Origin of the sequence: Peribacillus sp. NJ4 (assembly GCF_030348345.1) — a bacterium.
Lineage (GTDB): Bacteria > Bacillota > Bacilli > Bacillales > DSM-1321 > Peribacillus.
Genome location: NZ_JAUCFQ010000001.1, coordinates 2,768,020 through 2,785,852, shown reverse-complemented (window position 1 = coordinate 2,785,852; position 17,833 = coordinate 2,768,020). Strand labels below are relative to the sequence as shown.

The 17,833-nt window shown below is 39.5% G+C and carries 17 protein-coding genes; 2 read left to right on the top strand and 15 right to left on the bottom strand.

Annotation, left to right across the window (positions count from 1 at the left end; translation table 11 throughout):
• Positions 1-26: 26 nt before the first annotated feature.
• The 8 genes from QUF94_RS13875 to QUF94_RS13840 all read right to left on the bottom strand — a co-directional run bounded on the left by QUF94_RS13875 (position 27) and on the right by QUF94_RS13840 (position 8,035).
• The gene (locus tag QUF94_RS13875) at positions 27-338 is read right to left on the bottom strand and encodes a PTS sugar transporter subunit IIB (RefSeq protein WP_289316375.1); all 312 of its coding nucleotides are present in this window, start codon (positions 336-338) and stop codon (positions 27-29) included.
• A gap of 3 nt (positions 339-341) precedes the next feature.
• Entirely contained in the window at positions 342-1,811 is a 1,470-nt protein-coding gene (locus QUF94_RS13870) for a glycoside hydrolase family 1 protein (RefSeq protein ID WP_289316374.1), read from the bottom strand.
• Between the two features lie 121 nt (positions 1,812-1,932).
• A complete protein-coding gene (locus QUF94_RS13865; RefSeq protein ID WP_289316373.1) occupies positions 1,933-2,652 on the bottom strand; it encodes a MurR/RpiR family transcriptional regulator in 720 nt (239 codons plus the stop codon).
• Between the two features lie 390 nt (positions 2,653-3,042).
• Positions 3,043-3,960: a DMT family transporter gene (locus QUF94_RS13860; protein WP_289316372.1), complete on the bottom strand. Its 918-nt coding sequence runs from the start codon at positions 3,958-3,960 to the stop codon at positions 3,043-3,045.
• A complete protein-coding gene (locus QUF94_RS13855) occupies positions 3,953-4,648 on the bottom strand; it encodes a GntR family transcriptional regulator (RefSeq protein WP_289316371.1) in 696 nt (231 codons plus the stop codon). The genes QUF94_RS13860 and QUF94_RS13855 overlap by 8 nt, the downstream gene beginning before the upstream one ends.
• A 763-nt stretch (positions 4,649-5,411) precedes the next feature.
• On the bottom strand, positions 5,412-6,224 hold the full coding sequence (locus tag QUF94_RS13850; RefSeq protein ID WP_289316370.1) for a methyltransferase domain-containing protein: 813 nt from the start codon (positions 6,222-6,224) through the stop codon (positions 5,412-5,414).
• Positions 6,225-6,420: 196 nt separating this feature from the next.
• Positions 6,421-6,876 (bottom strand): HEAT repeat domain-containing protein, encoded by a 456-nt coding sequence (locus QUF94_RS13845; protein ID WP_483313653.1) that lies wholly within the window; start codon positions 6,874-6,876, stop codon positions 6,421-6,423.
• 331 nt (positions 6,877-7,207) lie between these two features.
• The gene (locus tag QUF94_RS13840; protein WP_289316368.1) at positions 7,208-8,035 is read right to left on the bottom strand and encodes a TrmB family transcriptional regulator; all 828 of its coding nucleotides are present in this window, start codon (positions 8,033-8,035) and stop codon (positions 7,208-7,210) included.
• A 140-nt stretch (positions 8,036-8,175) separates the two neighbouring features.
• Here QUF94_RS13840 and QUF94_RS13835 point away from each other — a divergent pair, with 140 nt between their 5' ends.
• Positions 8,176-8,805: a homoserine/threonine efflux transporter gene (locus QUF94_RS13835; protein WP_289316367.1), complete on the top strand. Its 630-nt coding sequence runs from the start codon at positions 8,176-8,178 to the stop codon at positions 8,803-8,805.
• A gap of 352 nt (positions 8,806-9,157) precedes the next feature.
• Here the strand turns inward: QUF94_RS13835 and QUF94_RS13830 are convergent, their stop codons facing one another.
• Entirely contained in the window at positions 9,158-10,489 is a 1,332-nt protein-coding gene (locus tag QUF94_RS13830) for a (Fe-S)-binding protein (protein ID WP_289316366.1), read from the bottom strand.
• Positions 10,486-11,892 (bottom strand): FAD-binding oxidoreductase, encoded by a 1,407-nt coding sequence (locus tag QUF94_RS13825; protein ID WP_289316365.1) that lies wholly within the window; start codon positions 11,890-11,892, stop codon positions 10,486-10,488. The genes QUF94_RS13830 and QUF94_RS13825 overlap by 4 nt, the downstream gene beginning before the upstream one ends.
• A 115-nt stretch (positions 11,893-12,007) precedes the next feature.
• Between QUF94_RS13825 and QUF94_RS13820 the strand changes: the two genes are divergently transcribed.
• Positions 12,008-12,496, top strand: coding sequence for a hypothetical protein (locus tag QUF94_RS13820; RefSeq protein ID WP_289316364.1), 489 nt, complete (start codon positions 12,008-12,010; stop codon positions 12,494-12,496).
• 197 nt (positions 12,497-12,693) lie between these two features.
• Here QUF94_RS13820 and QUF94_RS13815 read toward each other — a convergent pair whose 3' ends face one another.
• From QUF94_RS13815 to QUF94_RS13795, 5 genes are read right to left on the bottom strand one after another with little or no spacing between them, the layout of a single operon-like run.
• Positions 12,694-13,500: an ABC transporter permease gene (locus QUF94_RS13815; protein ID WP_289318374.1), complete on the bottom strand. Its 807-nt coding sequence runs from the start codon at positions 13,498-13,500 to the stop codon at positions 12,694-12,696.
• Entirely contained in the window at positions 13,500-14,444 is a 945-nt protein-coding gene (locus QUF94_RS13810) for an ABC transporter permease (RefSeq protein ID WP_289316363.1), read from the bottom strand. Before QUF94_RS13810 ends, QUF94_RS13815 begins: the two co-directional genes overlap by 1 nt.
• A complete protein-coding gene (locus tag QUF94_RS13805) occupies positions 14,408-15,547 on the bottom strand; it encodes an ABC transporter ATP-binding protein (RefSeq protein WP_483313687.1) in 1,140 nt (379 codons plus the stop codon). The genes QUF94_RS13810 and QUF94_RS13805 overlap by 37 nt, the downstream gene beginning before the upstream one ends.
• Positions 15,548-15,587: 40 nt before the next feature.
• Positions 15,588-16,688, bottom strand: coding sequence for an ABC transporter substrate-binding protein (locus tag QUF94_RS13800; protein ID WP_289316361.1), 1,101 nt, complete (start codon positions 16,686-16,688; stop codon positions 15,588-15,590).
• Between the two features lie 19 nt (positions 16,689-16,707).
• The gene (locus QUF94_RS13795) at positions 16,708-17,715 is read right to left on the bottom strand and encodes a TAXI family TRAP transporter solute-binding subunit (protein WP_289316360.1); all 1,008 of its coding nucleotides are present in this window, start codon (positions 17,713-17,715) and stop codon (positions 16,708-16,710) included.
• Positions 17,716-17,833: the final 118 nt, after the last annotated feature.

Sequence of the window (17,833 nt, the reverse complement as noted above, 5' to 3'; positions counted from 1 at the left end):
CCCCCTAAATCTATTGTTTTTTTGTTTTATTGATTTTGGTCAATAAGCTCTAAAGCCCGATCGAGGATTGCACTTCCGTTCATTGTTCCATATGCTCTCATTTCTATGACTTCTACAGGTATCCTTCCGTCTACAATGGAGTCCACCTGTGCTTTTTGATACCTGACCTGAGGACCCAATAACACGACGTCCACTTCCTCCGCGGCTTTGCTGCATTCCGAAATGGGCAAGGCAACAATATCGATGGCTATGCCCCTAGCCTTTGCAGCGTCATTCATTTTATTAACCAGCAAGCTGGTGGACATTCCAGCTGCGCATACCAATAGGATTTTTTTCATTCATTATTCCTCCTTTTGTATAATAGATTGAATATTCTGTAAATTATTGCCATTCGTTTCTATCAATTCTTTATACCAATAGAAACTTTTTTTCTTAATACGCCTCAGATCTTTTTCACTATGTTCATCCCTGTTTACATAAACAAAGCCGTAGCGTTTCTTATAGCCATTCAGCCAGCTTAGTATATCCGTGAATGACCAAGTGCAATATCCAATTAGGTCCACACCGTCACTGATGGCGTCCTGGCAGGCGGCTACGTGACTTTTCAAATACTGAATGCGGTACTCATCATTCACAACATCCCCTACCAGGAGCGAATCATATTCACCTAAACCATTTTCAGTAATGAGGATTGGAAGCCTGTATCTGCTGGTCAATCTGCGGAGGCCGATGCGAAGGCCAGTCGGGTCGATTTCCCAATCCCAATTCGTTGCATCCAAGTGAGGATTTCTCTTCGACTTGAATAGTCCGGGAACTCCGCTTTCCTCTGATGTCCCTTTCTTTCCGGTCGTATTTATGGCTCCCAGTTCAATACCGTCGAGCGGGTTCATTTCGACTGTTCCCGTTCGGTAGTAATTGACTCCGATGAAGTCAGGCCTTCCAAAGGCAAGAAGTTCCATGTCTCCATCCATGATGGTCGGAGCCAGACCATTTCTCTGTAAATACTTCATGCTTATCTTAGGGTACGTCCCCCAGCAATAAACATCCAGCCACCAATGGTTATTGAGATCCTCGGCATTTTCATATGCAAGGATATTATCTGGAGCACAAGTAAATGGATATGTCGGTCCAAAAGCGAAACTGGGCCCGATCTTGCCATCAGGTACGAACCTTCTGAATGATTGGATGGCTTTAGCATTTGCCAAGTTTGCAATATGATTGGCTTCATACATCCTTTTTGAATCTTTCACACCCGGCGGATGCAGCCCTGTACGGTACCCCAATCCGATAAAAACATTCTGCTCATTCAATGTGACCCAGTACTTAACACGGGACCCAAAGCGTTTGAACAGTGTTGTGCAATATTCGTTGAAGTCATTGATGATCTCCCTTGATTCCCAGGCACCATATTCCTCCATTAATGCTTGGGGAACATCCCAGTGGTAGACCGTTAAAATGGGTTCAATGCCGTGTTCAAGCAGTCCATCAATAAGGTCATCGTAAAATCTTAGTCCGGCTTCGTTGATTTCCCCTTTCCCTTCAGGATAAATCCGGCTCCAGGCCACAGAAAAACGATAAGCCTTCAATCCCATTTCAGCCATCAAGGCAATGTCTTCCTTGTATCGATGATAATGGTCAACCGCCACATCACCGTTCGTCCCGTCATAAGTCGTACCAGTCAATTTCGCGTAAATATCCCAGACGGAAAGACCTTTACCATCCTCATTCCACGCTCCCTCCACTTGGTATGCTGCTGATGCGGAGCCCCATAAAAAGCCATCTGGGAAGCGTTCACTCTTTTGATGAATCATTATTTCACCTCTTTCTAAAGAAATTGTATCCGCTTTCATCAGCGTGGTAAATACGATTCACCCTTTCTGTTTTTTGTGACGTCAGTTGTCATCTGTTACATAAAAGAAACAGGATGTTACTCTATATTTTGTATATTTCCTTTGCAATCGCCTCTAAAAGATAAACGACCGGAATTTGAGTCGTTATATTCGATTTCCCGCTGTATTCCTCTGTTACGAAATAGGATATATTCAAATCGGAAATCCTTGCAATCGTACTGACTTTATTATTTGTTATGCTGACAATGGTACTGCCCTCTTCTTTTAAACATTTGATAAGCTCAATGATCTCGGACGTTTCTCCAGATACGCTCAAAGCAATGGTTACACTGTTACTTGAATACTTCGAATGGATTGGAAAGAAAGGATCCTTTATGTATAAGGAGGATTTCCCAAGACTGGAAACATAGCGCGATCCATATTCAGCCATAATACCAGAGCTCCCAATTCCAAGAAAAATGACACTATCCGCTTTGGAAATCAACCTCGCCGTTTCTTGGATATAGGATTCGAAGCTTCCCTTTAGCGTCCTCTCTACAAATTCCGACAGAGAATGCTGGGTACTCTTTAGCTTGACATGCTGTTTCTCGCTTATATACATCTTAAGCTTCACTTTAAATTCCGAGTAACCAGCGCAATCAACCTTCCTGCAAAAACGAAGGATGGTGGAGGTAGAAACATGTGTCTCATCTGCAAGCTCCCTTATCCTCATATATGTGACCTTTTCTGCGTTTTTGGTAATAAAACCATACAACGAGCATTCCAATTCATTAAAAGATGCAATGGCTTCTCTAGTAAACATATAAAATCTCCTTTTGAGTGTCAGTTAACGACCAAAGTCTCATTTTCATTTTCCATACTTTTATCTATATTTCGATTCCTATGCCATTTCTCCTTTTATTACTTTGAATACATAGTTAGTAGGGAGAGGATTCTGCTGGATTGTTGAAAAAGCTAACTATCGATTTGAATGGCGTGGTCTAAATGCCCTGCGCTCACTCGTAAAATACAAAAAAAGCAATTCACATGTTGTGTAATTGCTTTTTCAAAAACCTGCTATTACCTAAAACCCCCAAAACCGGTTAAGCATTTCGTGAATGTTTCAGCTCCATTCACCCACACGGTAGTTTATTAGTCTAGTAGTAAATAACTACAGATAGGTTGAATTATTTTGCCCGGTTTACAACTGGCACTACTTGTTTTTTACTATCGATAAAATCGTAATGGTGCTGATAATGCAAAACGTGCCAAACCACTCGGCAAAACCGAATGTTACATTCAGCCAGATCACGGATATTAAGGTTGCGGATAATGGCTCAACAGAAGCAAATAAACTTACCTCTGAAGCCGTGATGTATTTTGTACTTTCCAAATAAAAGTAAAAGGCAATGATCGTACCGAAAATGATGATGAACAAAATCGCTGAAAAAGAAGATAAAGTCCAATTGCCTTCAACTGCCCACGGAGGATGGATCATACTAAAACAAATACCTCCAATCAACATGCCCCATCCCACAACAATCATTGAACCCCATCTTGAAAGGAGTTTATAAGGTTGCAATGTATAGAAAGCCAGTGCAAATGCTGATGTTACTCCCCAAAATACTGCCCACCCGGAAATGGAGAGGGTACGTATGCTACCTCCCGTCACAAGCAAAAAAGTTCCTACAATCGCTATGATTACTGCTACACTCACAGTAATGGTGGGAAAACGTTTGGAACGAATGGCTAAATAACAAGTGATCAGGGCCGGCGCTAAGTATTGAAGGACAGTGGCAGTCGCTGCATTGCCATGTTCAATTGCTGCAAAATAGGTGTATTGAACAGCGAGCATTCCCAGAATAGCAAAAAGGATAATTTGAAGTGCATCATTTTTCGTTTTCCAGATTCCAAAAACCTTCTGTCTTTCTTTATTATAAGCGACCCCCAATAAGATTAAGCCTGAAAGCAATAAGCGTACCACTGTGAGCCACTCAGGACTGAACCCTTGCCGTTGAAATAGATATTGAGCTGCCGTTCCAGATATTCCCCATAACGCAGCGCCGGTAAGTACCAGAGAAATCCCTCTTTTTCTTGAAGGTGATGCCTCAACTAAACCATCATTACTCATTTTTTTCTTCCCCGCTTTTTTCACATTCCGTATGGGTTTGAATTCTTAAAAAGCTTTCTTTCCAATTCTTTTCTATCACTTCAAGCACCTTGGTGAGATTTTTTTGCCTTAAAGCCTGAATGATCTTATTATGCTCATCAATGGAATGATGAACATCACTTACCTGATCGAAATAATACAGTTCTATCCGTATAAGTTTTTGTTTTAGTCCCGATAGAATCCGCTTTAATTCATCATTTGTAGAAAGATTGATGTAAATGGAGTGAAAGTCATTATCTTTCTGGACGGCTACTATTTGATTTCCCTCGTGAATTGCTTTTTTCACTTCATGATTGATGGCTACCATCTCCATTAAGTGTTTATCTTCAAAAATTTCAAAAGCCTGTTCCATAGCTAACTTTTCCAGTGTCCAAACAATGGAATATACATTTAATACCCCATCAAATCGAATGGGGGAAACAATAGTTGAACGGCTCGGCTTAGTCTCTACAAAACCCTCATCCTCTAGCCTTAATAGTGCTTCTCTAATAGGGGTACGGCTTACTCCTAATTGTTCGGCTAATTCTTTGTCACGTAATTGTCGACCTGGCGTGAGTATCCCCTGGACAATCCAATCCCGCAAGATGATGTAAGCTTCTTCACGTACAGAAGTACGCTTGATTTTTTGTGTTGAATCCGAATGTATCAACGGCTTTGTCCTCCTCAAAATATCAATATCTAATATGCAATATATCACATATTGCATGCCGTTGAAATAAAGTTTCAAATAATTAATACTGTTCATTATATTTTTAAATGATTGTCTTTATTAACATTGGAGTCCCAAGCTAAACATAAGCAAAGATCATTTTCGCATGATAAAAAAGACCCCCTTCTTATGCAAATAGCATTTCGACTTTAATCCGGATTCGCCGGAAATCTTATGATTTCAACAGTTCCCCTGTATAAATCAAGCTCGATTTTCTCTTTTTTATATCCGAAGTATGTAGGAATGCCTATTGATTTGTTTTATTTCGAAAGTCCCCTTGAACCCTTCTAGACTAAGTCTTACGTCATTTATAGTAAGCGACTCCTTAAACTTTCCTGAATTTAAAAAATCTAATAAGTGGAATTGTTTCCCTGAATTCAAACCTTTCCACTTAAAGAACATTCCTTTCTAAGTCGAATACTTTCTAAAAAAATGTCTTGAAAACCTCTTGGTGACGACTGCACTCATTACAGGAATATTCTATTTCTAATGCATCTTCCGTTATTGTATGAACTGTCTCTTTTTTACAATTTTCACAAAATCTCTTTTCGGATATTTCTTTCATTTTTTATTCACTCTCCGTTTTCCTATTGGTTTTTAGTCGCGTGTTCAGTATATTTTGCGAATATCCAACAGAAAAATACCTTTTTTCCTGAAGGACCTCAAAAAGAATTCAGGAAAAAAGGTACTAGAGTATTTAATTTCACCTCGGATTCCAATACATCAAAGCTGCATGAAACGGATATTCGTATTCGAAAACTCCTTCCTTTTCCACTACATATTTATTAAGGATGGTTTTTACTTCATCATGGGAATATTGTTCATCGAGAATTTTTGTAGTGTTATCGCGAAGCATTTCTTCATATGTTGAATATATTTTTTTACTTTTCAATTTCACGATCTTACAGTCCGCCAGTATTCCAAGTTGATACAATACATTCAAGATGTGTATGTAATCCCGCTTTCTTAAGTTGATGTTATATCCTCGTTCCTTCAATTCCATATAATGAGGTTTTTCTGGTCCTGTTGTCATACCGACTATAACTAAACGGGTTGCTGACTCATTCATTTTTAATAAGGTATGACCGATTTCTTGCATACGGTAATAACAATTAAAACCAAATACCACATCATATTTGTCCCTTTTCGTTTCACTTTCCCACTTATCATGGATCAAATCCATGTTTTCAAAACCTTTTTCGTTCGCCTGAGATTTCAAAAAACTGATAATGCTTTTTGAACTATCAATACAAGTCATCTTCCTGACTTCTTTTGCAATATCAAATGTATAATTGCCCCAGCCAGGGCCGATTTCCAATACATGATCATCTGAATTTAATAAAGCCAGTAACTCTTGTTGCACAAGTTTTGCATAAGGGTCCGCTTTATGATGTTTTTTCCCTTCAACCCTGGAAGACCAAAAGGCTTCTTCTGCTGCATCATCTTTAAGCCTGTTAGGTATTTTTCCAGTATGATCTACCATGGCTTCTTTCCAAAGTTCTATATAATCAGTCATCATTTCTCCCCTAAATTCGTATGTATTTATCGTTGTCCACCGTGGTCACAAATGTTAGTCAAATAGCCAAATGCTTCCTCTTTTAAACATATTAGCATACCCCAGCTACAATTTTAGTTTTTACACATAAGAAAAAGGAGCAAAAATTTTGCTCCCAGATCCAATATTACTTGTTTTTCTTTTTTGGTATGGAGTTTTATCTTTTTGATAAAGTTGACCAAGTGTTTTCAAGCCACTTATCAAAGTCTGCTCCTTTTTCACCCTCATAGGTATCATATATATCCATTCGCATCTTCTGAAGCTTCTCTTTGAATTCAGTATATGTGTGATCTTCTGGTAAACTCTTCTTGATCCTTACCAAAATTTTGGTTAATCCCTTAACCAATTCGCCCTTTCTCCTTGCAGGCAATTGAACATCTTCGCCTAATCTTTTCAATTGACGGTAGGCGGCCTCTTGAACTTTATATACAGAATCACTATCCATAATATGTGTGAGAATATCGATTACTTGTTTATTTTTTGACTGGCCTAACTCTTCGATCGCATCTAAACGTTCTCTCCAATTAGATTTGCGATTGGCAGATTTTTTTAATTCCTCATAGTTGGCAGGTAACTCGATACCTTTTGTTTCTTTGTTATTCAAACGAATCATTTCTCCTTCTGTCTTTATGTATATATCCGGAAATTCATAAATGTAAATCCGATACTACAATAATCCCATTACAAGAATGGTTTATTACATTACTTATTATACCCTTTTCCATATCTTAATATAGTTAAATTTCTTACACAGCTGCTATATCTTCAATAGTCGGGTGCTGGGGGCGCGATGCTTTGCTTCTTCAACTTACCTGCACCCTATGGCTTAATAAGTAATTTCAGCATTAAAAGGCATAAATCCCCCCCTGGATTCATGCCCTATAGTTGACTGTGAAGTAGCTTTTCTTATTTTGTTGTAAAAAACAGACAAAAATAGCGGAAATCTAGTCCACGTAATGTTTTTTGAAATCTGGATGGATAGAAAATTTTTTACGTAAATTGGCGAGGTTTTCACCAAAACTTTCTTCTAAAAGTTCTCTATGTTTTTCCATGATTTCCATGAGATACAAATCATGAATCATGACTTCTGTAATGGGCATTACTAAACCTACATGCATTGTCCATGCTGCACGGCTATCTTTACCAAGCGAGACAATACCTGCTACTACTTCTGAGTCATCTCCACTAATAACAAGCCATCGCCCACCATACTCTTCTGTAATTTCATAACCCATATAATGGAGGTAAACATTAGCAAAATCACAGACGATTTCCCCATAGGCAATAATTGTTACATTGACCCCTCTATTTGATGCCTGTCTTAGTTCAGATTCTAATACTTCAAATTCGTCTTCCCAAATCTCTAAGAGTATTCTTTTTTTAGCAGATAATATACAAGCTTTTACCTTATCGAGTATTTCGTTGCGTCCCATGATATTCCAGATATTTTCACGGTCATTTGCAGAACGTTCAAACTCCGCCAATGATTTTTCTGCCAGTTCAAAATTCTCTTCTGCTTTCATTCGACGGTTTTTTATTAGCTCCTTTGCAGGAACAGGAGTATACTGTGGTGTGTTTCCAGGACTAACCAGAATATCTCCTCTTATTGCGAGACTGTCCAGAATTTCATATATTCTTGAACGTGGTACACCGGAGTTTTTTGCTACTGCATAGCCTGTTAATGGCGATTCTTCCAATAAGGTAAGATATGCTTTCGCTTCATATTCGGTAAAATTTAGGTTTTTTAATGTTTCTAAAATGTTTTCTTTCATAAACCCTCCAACACAACCTTAGTTGCTACCTTTGTAACTAATATTTTAGCAAAATCTGTTGACGTTTTCCATAATCATCTAATATACTTACATAAGTAGTTACTTAAGTAGTCACTATAAAAAGAGGAGGGAGAAATAGTATGGATAGCTTACTTACATACATATCAATAGTTGCAATGATGGTTATTATACCAGGAGCAGATACCATGCTCTTAGTGAAAAATACGCTTAGCTATGGTCCAAAAGCGGGACGTTATACTGTTCTCGGAATGGCAACGGGACTTTCTTTTTGGACGCTTATTGCTATTCTTGGATTATCTGTTGTCATTGCAAAGTCTGTGATTCTTTTCAGTACAATCAAATATTTGGGAGCTGCCTACTTAATTTATTTAGGGATAAAAAGTTTTTTTGCTAAAAGCGTTTTTTCTTTAAAAGAAATTCAAACACAGGCAAATACACCTACAAAGTATTCAAATCGGCATAATAAAGATTCCTTTATGCAAGCATTACTTAATAATATTCTTAATCCAAAGACCGTTTTAGTTTATATAACAATCATGCCGCAATTTATCAATTTGACTGGAAATGTAAACCAGCAATTGATTATCTTAGCCTTCATCTTAACCTTACTCGCGGTATTGTGGTTTCTATTTCTTGTTTATCTAATTGATTACGCAAAAAAATGGATGAACAACTCCAAATTCCAGAAAGCATTCCAAAAATCAAGTGGCTTAATTTTAATAGGTTTTGGCATAAAAACAGGAATTTAAGTTCATTTACTAACACATCTAATTTGATTCTATCCGTTCAATAAATTGAACGGTTTTTTTTTTCATATGTATCTAACGTGCAACTAACATACTGTTTACTAACCTGCCCCGATAAGGATAAAGAAAAAGCTGCCTTAATCATTTTAGTCAATATTGTTAATCAATCTTTCATCCGTACATATTGCACTGCATCATTGCTCTCCAAAGGCTTTTTCCACCTACATCTTTAATGGAGTAAGATCAAGTTTCTAACATGGTCATTATTAAATGAAAAATAAAAACGTCTGTATTTTCGCATAAGAGCAGGAAATACTGACGTTTAATGTCCAATGAAGTTTCTGTATTCTTTTTATCAATCCAGGCCGCAAGCCTTGGCAAGTATTTCAACAAGGTGAATACTTTTCATTTGGTTTGTAGCTCCCTCCCTTTGAATGCCAATGCTCATTTGCATTTGACAGCCAGGGTTGATGGTCACTACGGTAGTGGCTTTCGTTTCTTTTAGGTTCTTCATTTTTTCATCAAGAATTTTCATGGATTCATCAAAGTGGAGAAGATTGTATATGCCTCCAGATGCACAGCAGCGGTCAAACCCTTCCATTTCCACATAGGAAATTCCTGGTATAGATTGCAATAATAATCGAGGTTCCTTTTGGACCTTTTGAACATTGCGTAAATGACAGGAATCTTGATAAGAAACGATGCCTTGCCATTCTTCAGTAAAGGGAAGTGGACCCAATTGATAAAGGATTTGACTAATATCTTTTGATTTTTTTGAGAATTCCCTTGCAGTTCCAGCCCATTCGTGATCATCTGCCAATAGATGTCCATATTCAAGAAGCGAAGCACCGCAGCCTCCTGCGTTATTTACAATTACATCAGCATCTGCCTCCATGAAAGCAAGGATATTCCTCTTCGCTAATGCTTTCGCTTGTTTTGTTTCGCCTTGATGGGAATGCAGGGCACCGCAGCAATTCTGATTTTCAGGGAGGATGACCTCACATCCCACCAAGGTAAGCAGCTCGATGGTTAAACGGTTGATTCGTGACATCATTGAATCCATGATACACCCTGCAAAAAATGCCACCCTTAATTTCGTTTCCCCTTTTGCGGGTATTATCGTACCTGTCCTGATTCGTTTGGAAGACGACTCGATAGCAGGGAGTGCTTGTTCTAAATGTACAAGGGCAGGTGAAACTTTATGCAGTACATTGGATGTTCGAATAAGTTTGGATAACCCTGTTTTTTGATAAAGATGGACTGCACTCCCAATCCTATTCATTCGTTTTGGATATGGGAAAAGATGAACCAATGCCAGTTTTTTGATCTTCGTCATTCTAGTTTTTTGGTTTGTTGGCGCGGAGTTTTCAATGGCTTCTTTTGCCGCTTCCAGTATATGTCCGTATGGCACACCAACAGGACATGCGGTTTCACAAGCACGACAGCCTAAGCATAGGTCGATCGGTTCAGCTAAATCTTTTTGGAAATCTATTTTCCCTTCGGCCGCCATTTTCACTAGATTGATTCGACCGCGTGGAGAGGCTGATTCTACACCCATTGATTCGTATGTAGGACATGCTGGTAAACAGTAACCGCATTTTACGCATTGGTTTGTCCAATCATAGGCATCTGAATATAAATTTTGGACCGCTGCCTTTGTCTCGTTCACATTAACGGGTAGGTTCATGTAACCAACACGACCCTTGTCTGGCCCTTATCAGGAAAAATCTTTCCTGGATTCAGGATATTATTGGGATCCCATGCTTCTTTGATTTTTTTCATCATATTCACCCCTGTTATACCTAATTCCATTTCCATATATGGTGACTTTAATGTACCGATTCCATGTTCACCGGAAAGTGTTCCGCCTAGTTCAATTGCGGCTTCAAAAATTTCACTGACTGCAAGCTCCACTTTTTTCATTTCCGTAATATTTCGTTTATCAGTAATGATGTTCGGATGCAAATTCCCATCTCCTGCATGACCAAAAACAACCAAGTTCAACCCGTATTTCTCCCGGATTCGGTTTAATCTCTCCATCATCGCCGGAATTTGACTGCGTGGAACAGTCGCGTCTTCAGAAATCTTTGTAGGACCCATTTGTGTAATGGCCGGGGAAACCAATTTACGCGCACTCCAAATAGTTTGGCGTTCTTCCTCTGTCTCCGCAATCTTGACGTAGGAAGCACCCTTTGCCCTGCATAAATCGGCGCATTTAATTATTTCTTCCTCAATCGCCAAAGGGTGACCATCTATTTCTATGATAAGGATGGCTTCTGCTTGAAGAGGCAAGCCAGAAGGTCGATAGCTTTCAACAGCACGGATACAAGCATTATCCATCAATTCCAGGGCTGATGGTAAAATTCCTGACGATAATATGCTGGTAATGGCATGGCCGGAGTCAATCAAATGATTGAAGTGGGCAACAAAGGTTTGTTTAGCTTGCGGTTTTGGGATTAAGCGGATGATTGCCTCTGTAACGATGCCCAAGGTACCTTCCGATCCTACGATCAATCGGGTCAAATCATACCCTGTTACATTTTTCACGGTCTTTCCGCCAGTACGGATGATTTCTCCCGTTGGGGTGACCACCTCTAGGCCTATCACATATTCTTTGGTCGTTCCGTATTTCAATCCTTTTGGACCGCTGGAGTTTTCCAATAGATTCCCGCCTATTGTGGCAACATTTGAACTGCTTGGATCGGGAGGATAGAACAAGCCAGCTTCTTCCGCCTTTTTATGGATATTTGCCGTAATCACACCCGGAGAGACAATGGCAAGCATATTTTCCCGATCGATGATCAATTTATCTCGTAAAAGGGTCATATCAAGAACCATCCCCCCTTTAACTGGTAAAGGGCCGCCACTTAGCGAAGTACCAGATCCTCTAGGGTAAACAGGTATTTTGTGTATATTAGCCAATTTAACCACTTCACTGATTTCTTCGGCGTTTTTTGGCTGTATCACGACTTCAGGTAAAAATTCCCCAAAAGAAGCGTCATAGCTATAACAATACCTTTCTGCTAAATCAAGGAACATTCTATCACCTGGAATTACCTGACTAAGGTCGTGTAAGGCTTCTTTCTCCATGCTTCTCACTTCCGTTCATGATTATAGTAAATGGGAAAAGCATCAATTGCATGTAATATAATGGAATTTTATGATTCAGCTAGATATAATGATGAAAGATAAAGGAGGGTTTTTATTGAAAATCGCATTGATTCACGCAACCACAACTGCACTCAAACCAATAGAAAGGGCCTTTCAGACAGTTGCTCCAAACATTGAACTCCTTCATTTCATGGACACGGGACTTCTCGCCTTGATGGAAAAGAGCGGCAAGTTAACGCCGGAAATCATTCGCCGCTTTTCTGCATTACTGAATTTAGCCTATGATTCTCGCGTTTCATGCATCCAACTTACTTGCTCTGCTTTTAATGGAATCACTTCAATTTTACAACCTCTTTACACTGTAAAGTTATTTCGTTCAGATGAGGCCATGCTTGATGAAGCACTTGGCTATACTACCATCGGCCTGATTTCAACCGTAAAAGAAACACCCATCGCCCTTCAAAATTATTTATTAGATAAGAATCCGGACTGTAAGATCGTATCTTTGGTGGATCCCGGGATCATCCATTTATTGTCTCAAGGAAGAAGAAGGAGCATGACGATCGGGTTAAAAAGATGGTGAAACAATTAGATGGAAAGACAGAAGTGATTTTGCTTTCACAATATAGTATGGAGCATGTTGCAAAGCAAATTAATCCTTCTGTCCCTATCCTAACGGCCCCACTATTGTCTGCTAAAAGATGTTTGGATCACTTGAATGGAACGTTTAGATGAAATCAAAAACCGAGCTTAGACAGCATGATCCATTGTTATATCTTTTTATCCGTTTGTATGATGGGAACCACCAAAAACTTTTCCGACACCTTGAATTTTTTCAAGTATGACGATTAGAAGAACTGATATGAATATAACCACGCTTGACACGGAAGCAACAATCGGATTGTAGGCATCCTGCATTTGCGAGAAAATCTCGATCGGCAACGTTCTCATTTCAGGTGATACCATAAAGAGTGAGACGGTTACATTATCAAATGATGTCAAAAATGCGAATAATCCCCCAGAGATTGCCGCGGACCCAATCAGCGGCAGTGTCACTTTCATGAATACTGTATATGGATTGGCTCCAAGTATGGCCGCAGCTCGTTCAAGATTATAATCAAATCCACTAAGACCGGTTAATACCAGGCGCATTACATATGGTATGCAAATGACGATATGGGCAATCAAGAATCCGGCAGACGTACCGGCTAGCATCATTGGTGTAAAGTACATTAACAGTGCAATCCCTAAGACTAATTGCGGTACACTTAATGGAGAAGTTAAAAGGGCCGTAATATACGATTTTCCCGGTATATCATACTTTGCGATGCCAAGGGCCCCCAAAGTTCCGAATATGACGGAGAATAGGGCAGCTAATGCTGCAAATTTCGCACTATTCAAAAATGCTTCCAAAAATTCTGGACGCTCCAAAATCTTGACATACCATTTCAGTGAGAAGCCTTCAGCCGGAAAACTTGGATAATTGGCACTTGTAAAAGAAGCAGGAATAACGACAATGAGCGGAATCAAGATATAAATAATCGCCAACACGGCTACGGCAATCCGAAGGCCGCCAAACGTTTTCATCATCGGAATACCTCCTTGAATTTCCCTTTTTCAAACACTCTGGTAAAGACGGCTACTGATATGACGGTGGTGGCTAATAGAATATAAGATAGAGCAGAACCGAATGTCCAATGCAGCAGGTTATTTATTTGATCATAGATGACAACAGGCATCACGGGTACATTGGCTCCGCCCATTAGTGCAGGCGTAACATAAGCACTCATAGACAAACTGAATACAAGAATGCAACCAGATACTATACCAGGGATACTTAGCGGCAATGTAATGGAAAAGAACCTTCTGAATGGGCTTGCCCCAAGTATGGCTCCTGCCTTATCCAGGGAAGGATCAATATTATATAAGCTGGCAACGATGGATAAGATCATGAAAGGTAGATATGCATTGGATAGTCCAATCACAACTCCGATTTCCGAAAACAATAGTTTCAATGGTGCATCTATTATGCCAAGGGCCATCAAGGTTTGATTAATCGTTCCATTAGGTAATAGCAAGAGGTACCAGCCAAAATTACGGACCACTATACTTACTAGAAGCGGTGACACGATCAAGAGAGTGATATACCCTCTGATCCGTGCTGAACTTTTGGCCATCGTCAAAGCTACCGGATATCCAAGAAATAATGCAACCAAGACCGAATATAAGCTGATTTTCACTGTCAGCCACAAAGATGATAAGTAATAGCTATCTGAAAATAATTGTGTATAGTTTTTTAGGCTATAAACGGCATCCGCTCCTCCAAGATTATCAGTGGAGATGAAGCTTAAATATAAAATGTATAACATCGGTATGACGAAGAAACCAAATATGAAAAGTAGAATCGGCGTTAAAAGGAGTAATCCCGGCACCCAGACCTTCCTTTTCTTGATTTTAGGTTCCTTTTGCGGCTCAATCGGATTCTTTTCCCGTTCTATTTCTTGACTAGCATAACTTCTGATGGGCTCCATCCTATCAACACCTCACTTCCATTTTGCCATGATGAATCAAAAGCGGAAGTCAATACTTGTATACTTTTACTCTGTAATAGAACATTGATTTCCCATGAGGTACCAAGATAGTTAATTTGGCTAATCTTGGCACGATGGAAATCCAAATGTGGTAAGGAGGTGTCATCTGCAGAAAAAATTTGCAGTTTTTCTGGTCTAATATAAAGCTTCACCTCATCTCCGGTTTTCAAATCATTATCATTTCCCATGATATTATCTGCGTCTACATGTGTGATATCAGAACCTATCTTGACTGACACTTTCCGCTTGTCCACAGCAGAGACATTCCCTTCAAAACAATTCGACTTACCGATGAATTGAAAGACGAATTCTGTCTTGGGATGATTGTAAATATCAGTCGGAGTACTGATTTGTTCAATTTTCCCTGCATTCATCACCACGACTCGATCAGACATGGAAAGTGCTTCTTCTTGATCATGGGTCACAAAAATGGTCGTTACGCCAATTTCCTTTTGTAATCGCTTTATCTCGGCCCTAAGTTCATGGCGCAGTTTTGCATCAAGGTTTGAAAGCGGTTCGTCCAGCAAAAGGAGCTCCGGTTCAACTACAAGTGCCCTGGAAATCGCAACACGCTGACGCTGACCTCCTGATAATTCTCTTGGATAACGATTCTCCAATCCTGACATTTTCACTAATTCAAGCGCTTTACTTATCTTCTTTTTTTGTTCAGCTTTACCCACCTTGCGCAGCTTCAAGCCAAAGCTTAAATTTTCATAGACTGTCATATGGGGAAAAAGTGAATACGTTTGAAAAACCATGCCTAAATCTCTCTTATAAGGAGGAACCTTCGTAACATTATTTCCTTTAATATGGACCTCTCCCCGGTCTGCATCGAGGAATCCTGCAATGAGGTTCAAGGTTGTGGACTTTCCGCACCCGGAAGGCCCAAGAAGAGTGAGTAACTCTCCTTGTTTCACCTCCAGATCAATACCATTCAGGACCACATTCGAGCCAAATTGTTTAAACGCTCCTTTTATCTCTACATCATTTTTATTTGACCCAACCCCCTGAACTGCCTCCAGGTGTTGTCTATTAATTTCCATATCTTTTTTTAATACTTCCATGTGATCAACACGCTCCTTATTATTTGAGTTTTTTCCCTAATTCAGGAGTAACCTCTTTCGCCCATCTGTCTGACACTTCAGCACGGATTTCTGCAAACTTGGCGAAATCAGGTTTGAATGTTTTATCACTTGCTTTAAGGCCGATTGACTCTTCATATTTCTCTGGGATTTTCATACCTTCCACCGTCGGATAAAATCCTTTTTCGGAAATTAGTGCTTGTGCTTCTTCACTGACTACATAGTTGATGAATTCTAGGGCTTCTTTGCTATTAGGCGTATTCTTCACTAGACCAGCGCTGAAAGCTTGAAGCGGCACACCTTCTTTAGGCACCGCCATCTTAATTGGAATTCCTGAAACGGCTAGTTCACCTATGGAATAACTACCCATGACCGTTACGTCAGCAGCTCCCTGTTGGATAGCTGGCATCATTTGCGTTGAGTTTTTATAAAAAGTATTGGAGTATCCTGCAAGATCTTTTGCTTTTTCAAGACCTGGTTCCATGTCTTCCGTACTGCCGCCGTTTGCAATCGCCAGACCATTAAGGGTATTGAAACCCCAGTCATTCGTAATATCTGAAAATGCCGTTTTACCCTCGTAATCCGGGGAGACAAGATCATTCCATGATTCAATTGATTTTAACCCTTTCTTTTTAAAGGTTTCCGTATTATAAGCTGGTGCAATGACTAAGCCGAATGCTGGCGCGGCAGCATTTTCAATCGGAATGAATCGGGGATCCACCGATTTCATATTGGGAACATTGGACTCATCAATTGGTACGATCAGTTCCTTCTCCTTAGCGCGTATTACATCAACCGGTACAAAAAGGGCAACATCTATTTGCGGAGCGTTCTTCTGTAATTCCACTTTAGAAAGGATTTCACCTGATAAACCGGAAATATAATTAACAGTGATTCCCGTTTCTTCTTTGAACTTTGGAGCGATCACATCTCGGATGGCGCTTTCGATGACCCCGCCATTACCGGCTATCGTTATTTTCTTCTCCCCTTTTTCACCTGTACTCGTTTGTACAGATTCCCCCGGCTTTTGCGGAGTAGGATTGCCACACCCTGCAAGTGCGATCAATGCGATTATCGATAAAAGACATATTAGTTTTTTCAAAGTCATTACCTCCCGTTTTTCATTGATTTTCAATCATTCCTTGTTCAGTAAAATAATTCATGGCCCCTGAATGAAAATCCATTGGAACTTGTTTGGTTGCTTCCTCTATTGAAATATCAGAAGCCGCCGGATGTGTTTGCTGCAGTTCAGGCAGATGTTCATATAATGTTTTCACAAGATTGTAAGCATGCGGGTCAGACATTTCCTTGTAGGTTACCAGGACATTTTTAATTGATATCGTTTGGACATTTTTTTTCATTCCCTTGTATGTATCTCTGGGAATTTCATTATGAGTATAAACTCCATATTGTTTTTGAAGACGTTCAATGATGTCCCCCGGTATTGGTATGAAAGTCAGTTCCGTCTGATTGGATATGAAAGCGATTTCATTATTCGGAAGTCCCGAAGAAAAGAAAGCTGCATCAATGGTACCATTTCGTAATGCTTCTGCTGATTGAGAAAAAGAAAGATAAGATAAATTCAATTGATCAGTCGGCAAATCAGATTCTAACAGTATCCGTTCTGCAATAAGCCTTGTACCGCTTCCTGTCGTACCCACACTAATGCGTTTACCAACTAAATCTTCTAAGGAATCAATATCATTTTGTTTAGTAGTAACAATTTGAACATAATTGGAATATAGGGCCGTTAAAGCTCTTAACTTGGATTTATCCGTTTCAGGCAAATCAAGTACATCCACTGTGGTAAAACCAATTTCTGCCCGATGGCCGCTAACCAATTCAGTATTTTCGATGGAAGCATGGGTTACCTGGGTTCCTGAAACAGCTCCATTATATTTTTCATACATGTTTGACAATCTTTTTCCTAATGAAAAATAAACACCTGTCATATCTCCGGTTGCAATGATTAGCAGCCTATTATTTAAATCCTGTCCTTCAGAAGTTAATTGACTCTGAATCAGGGTAGTAGCAGGTTTGGGTATTTCCTGCTGCTCATTCATAAAAGAACATCCTGTCATGAAACAAAATAACAAAGCGACTTTTATAAAGAGTGCTCCATTTTTCATTGTGGCCCTCCTTTCTTAATGTACTTAGATGCAAATAACATGCCAAGTCGATTTTCTGCTTTAAAACGCAAATCCTGCCGATTTATTGTTTGGAATAACCGTTTAAACCGGCAATTTT

Excerpts from the sequence above, each read along its gene's own strand:
- QUF94_RS13845 (WP_483313653.1), bottom strand. The coding sequence starts at position 6,876 with ATGATTCGTTTGAATAACAAAGAAACAAAAGGTATCGAGTTACCTGCC.
- QUF94_RS13815 (WP_289318374.1), bottom strand. The coding sequence starts at position 13,500 with ATGAAAACGTTTGGCGGCCTTCGGATTGCCGTAGCCGTGTTGGCGATT.
- QUF94_RS13850 (WP_289316370.1), bottom strand. The coding sequence starts at position 6,224 with ATGACTGATTATATAGAACTTTGGAAAGAAGCCATGGTAGATCATACT.
- QUF94_RS13825 (WP_289316365.1), bottom strand. The coding sequence starts at position 11,892 with ATGGAGAAAGAAGCCTTACACGACCTTAGTCAGGTAATTCCAGGTGAT.
- QUF94_RS13795 (WP_289316360.1), bottom strand. The coding sequence starts at position 17,715 with ATGAAAAATGGAGCACTCTTTATAAAAGTCGCTTTGTTATTTTGTTTC.
- QUF94_RS13870 (WP_289316374.1), bottom strand. The coding sequence starts at position 1,811 with ATGATTCATCAAAAGAGTGAACGCTTCCCAGATGGCTTTTTATGGGGC.
- QUF94_RS13860 (WP_289316372.1), bottom strand. The coding sequence starts at position 3,960 with ATGAGTAATGATGGTTTAGTTGAGGCATCACCTTCAAGAAAAAGAGGG.
- QUF94_RS13830 (WP_289316366.1), bottom strand. The coding sequence starts at position 10,489 with ATGAACCTACCCGTTAATGTGAACGAGACAAAGGCAGCGGTCCAAAAT.
- QUF94_RS13805 (WP_483313687.1), bottom strand. The coding sequence starts at position 15,547 with ATGGAAATTAATAGACAACACCTGGAGGCAGTTCAGGGGGTTGGGTCA.
- QUF94_RS13835 (WP_289316367.1), top strand. The coding sequence starts at position 8,176 with ATGGATAGCTTACTTACATACATATCAATAGTTGCAATGATGGTTATT.
- QUF94_RS13810 (WP_289316363.1), bottom strand. The coding sequence starts at position 14,444 with ATGGAGCCCATCAGAAGTTATGCTAGTCAAGAAATAGAACGGGAAAAG.
- QUF94_RS13875 (WP_289316375.1), bottom strand. The coding sequence starts at position 338 with ATGAAAAAAATCCTATTGGTATGCGCAGCTGGAATGTCCACCAGCTTG.
- QUF94_RS13840 (WP_289316368.1), bottom strand. The coding sequence starts at position 8,035 with ATGAAAGAAAACATTTTAGAAACATTAAAAAACCTAAATTTTACCGAA.
- QUF94_RS13865 (WP_289316373.1), bottom strand. The coding sequence starts at position 2,652 with ATGTTTACTAGAGAAGCCATTGCATCTTTTAATGAATTGGAATGCTCG.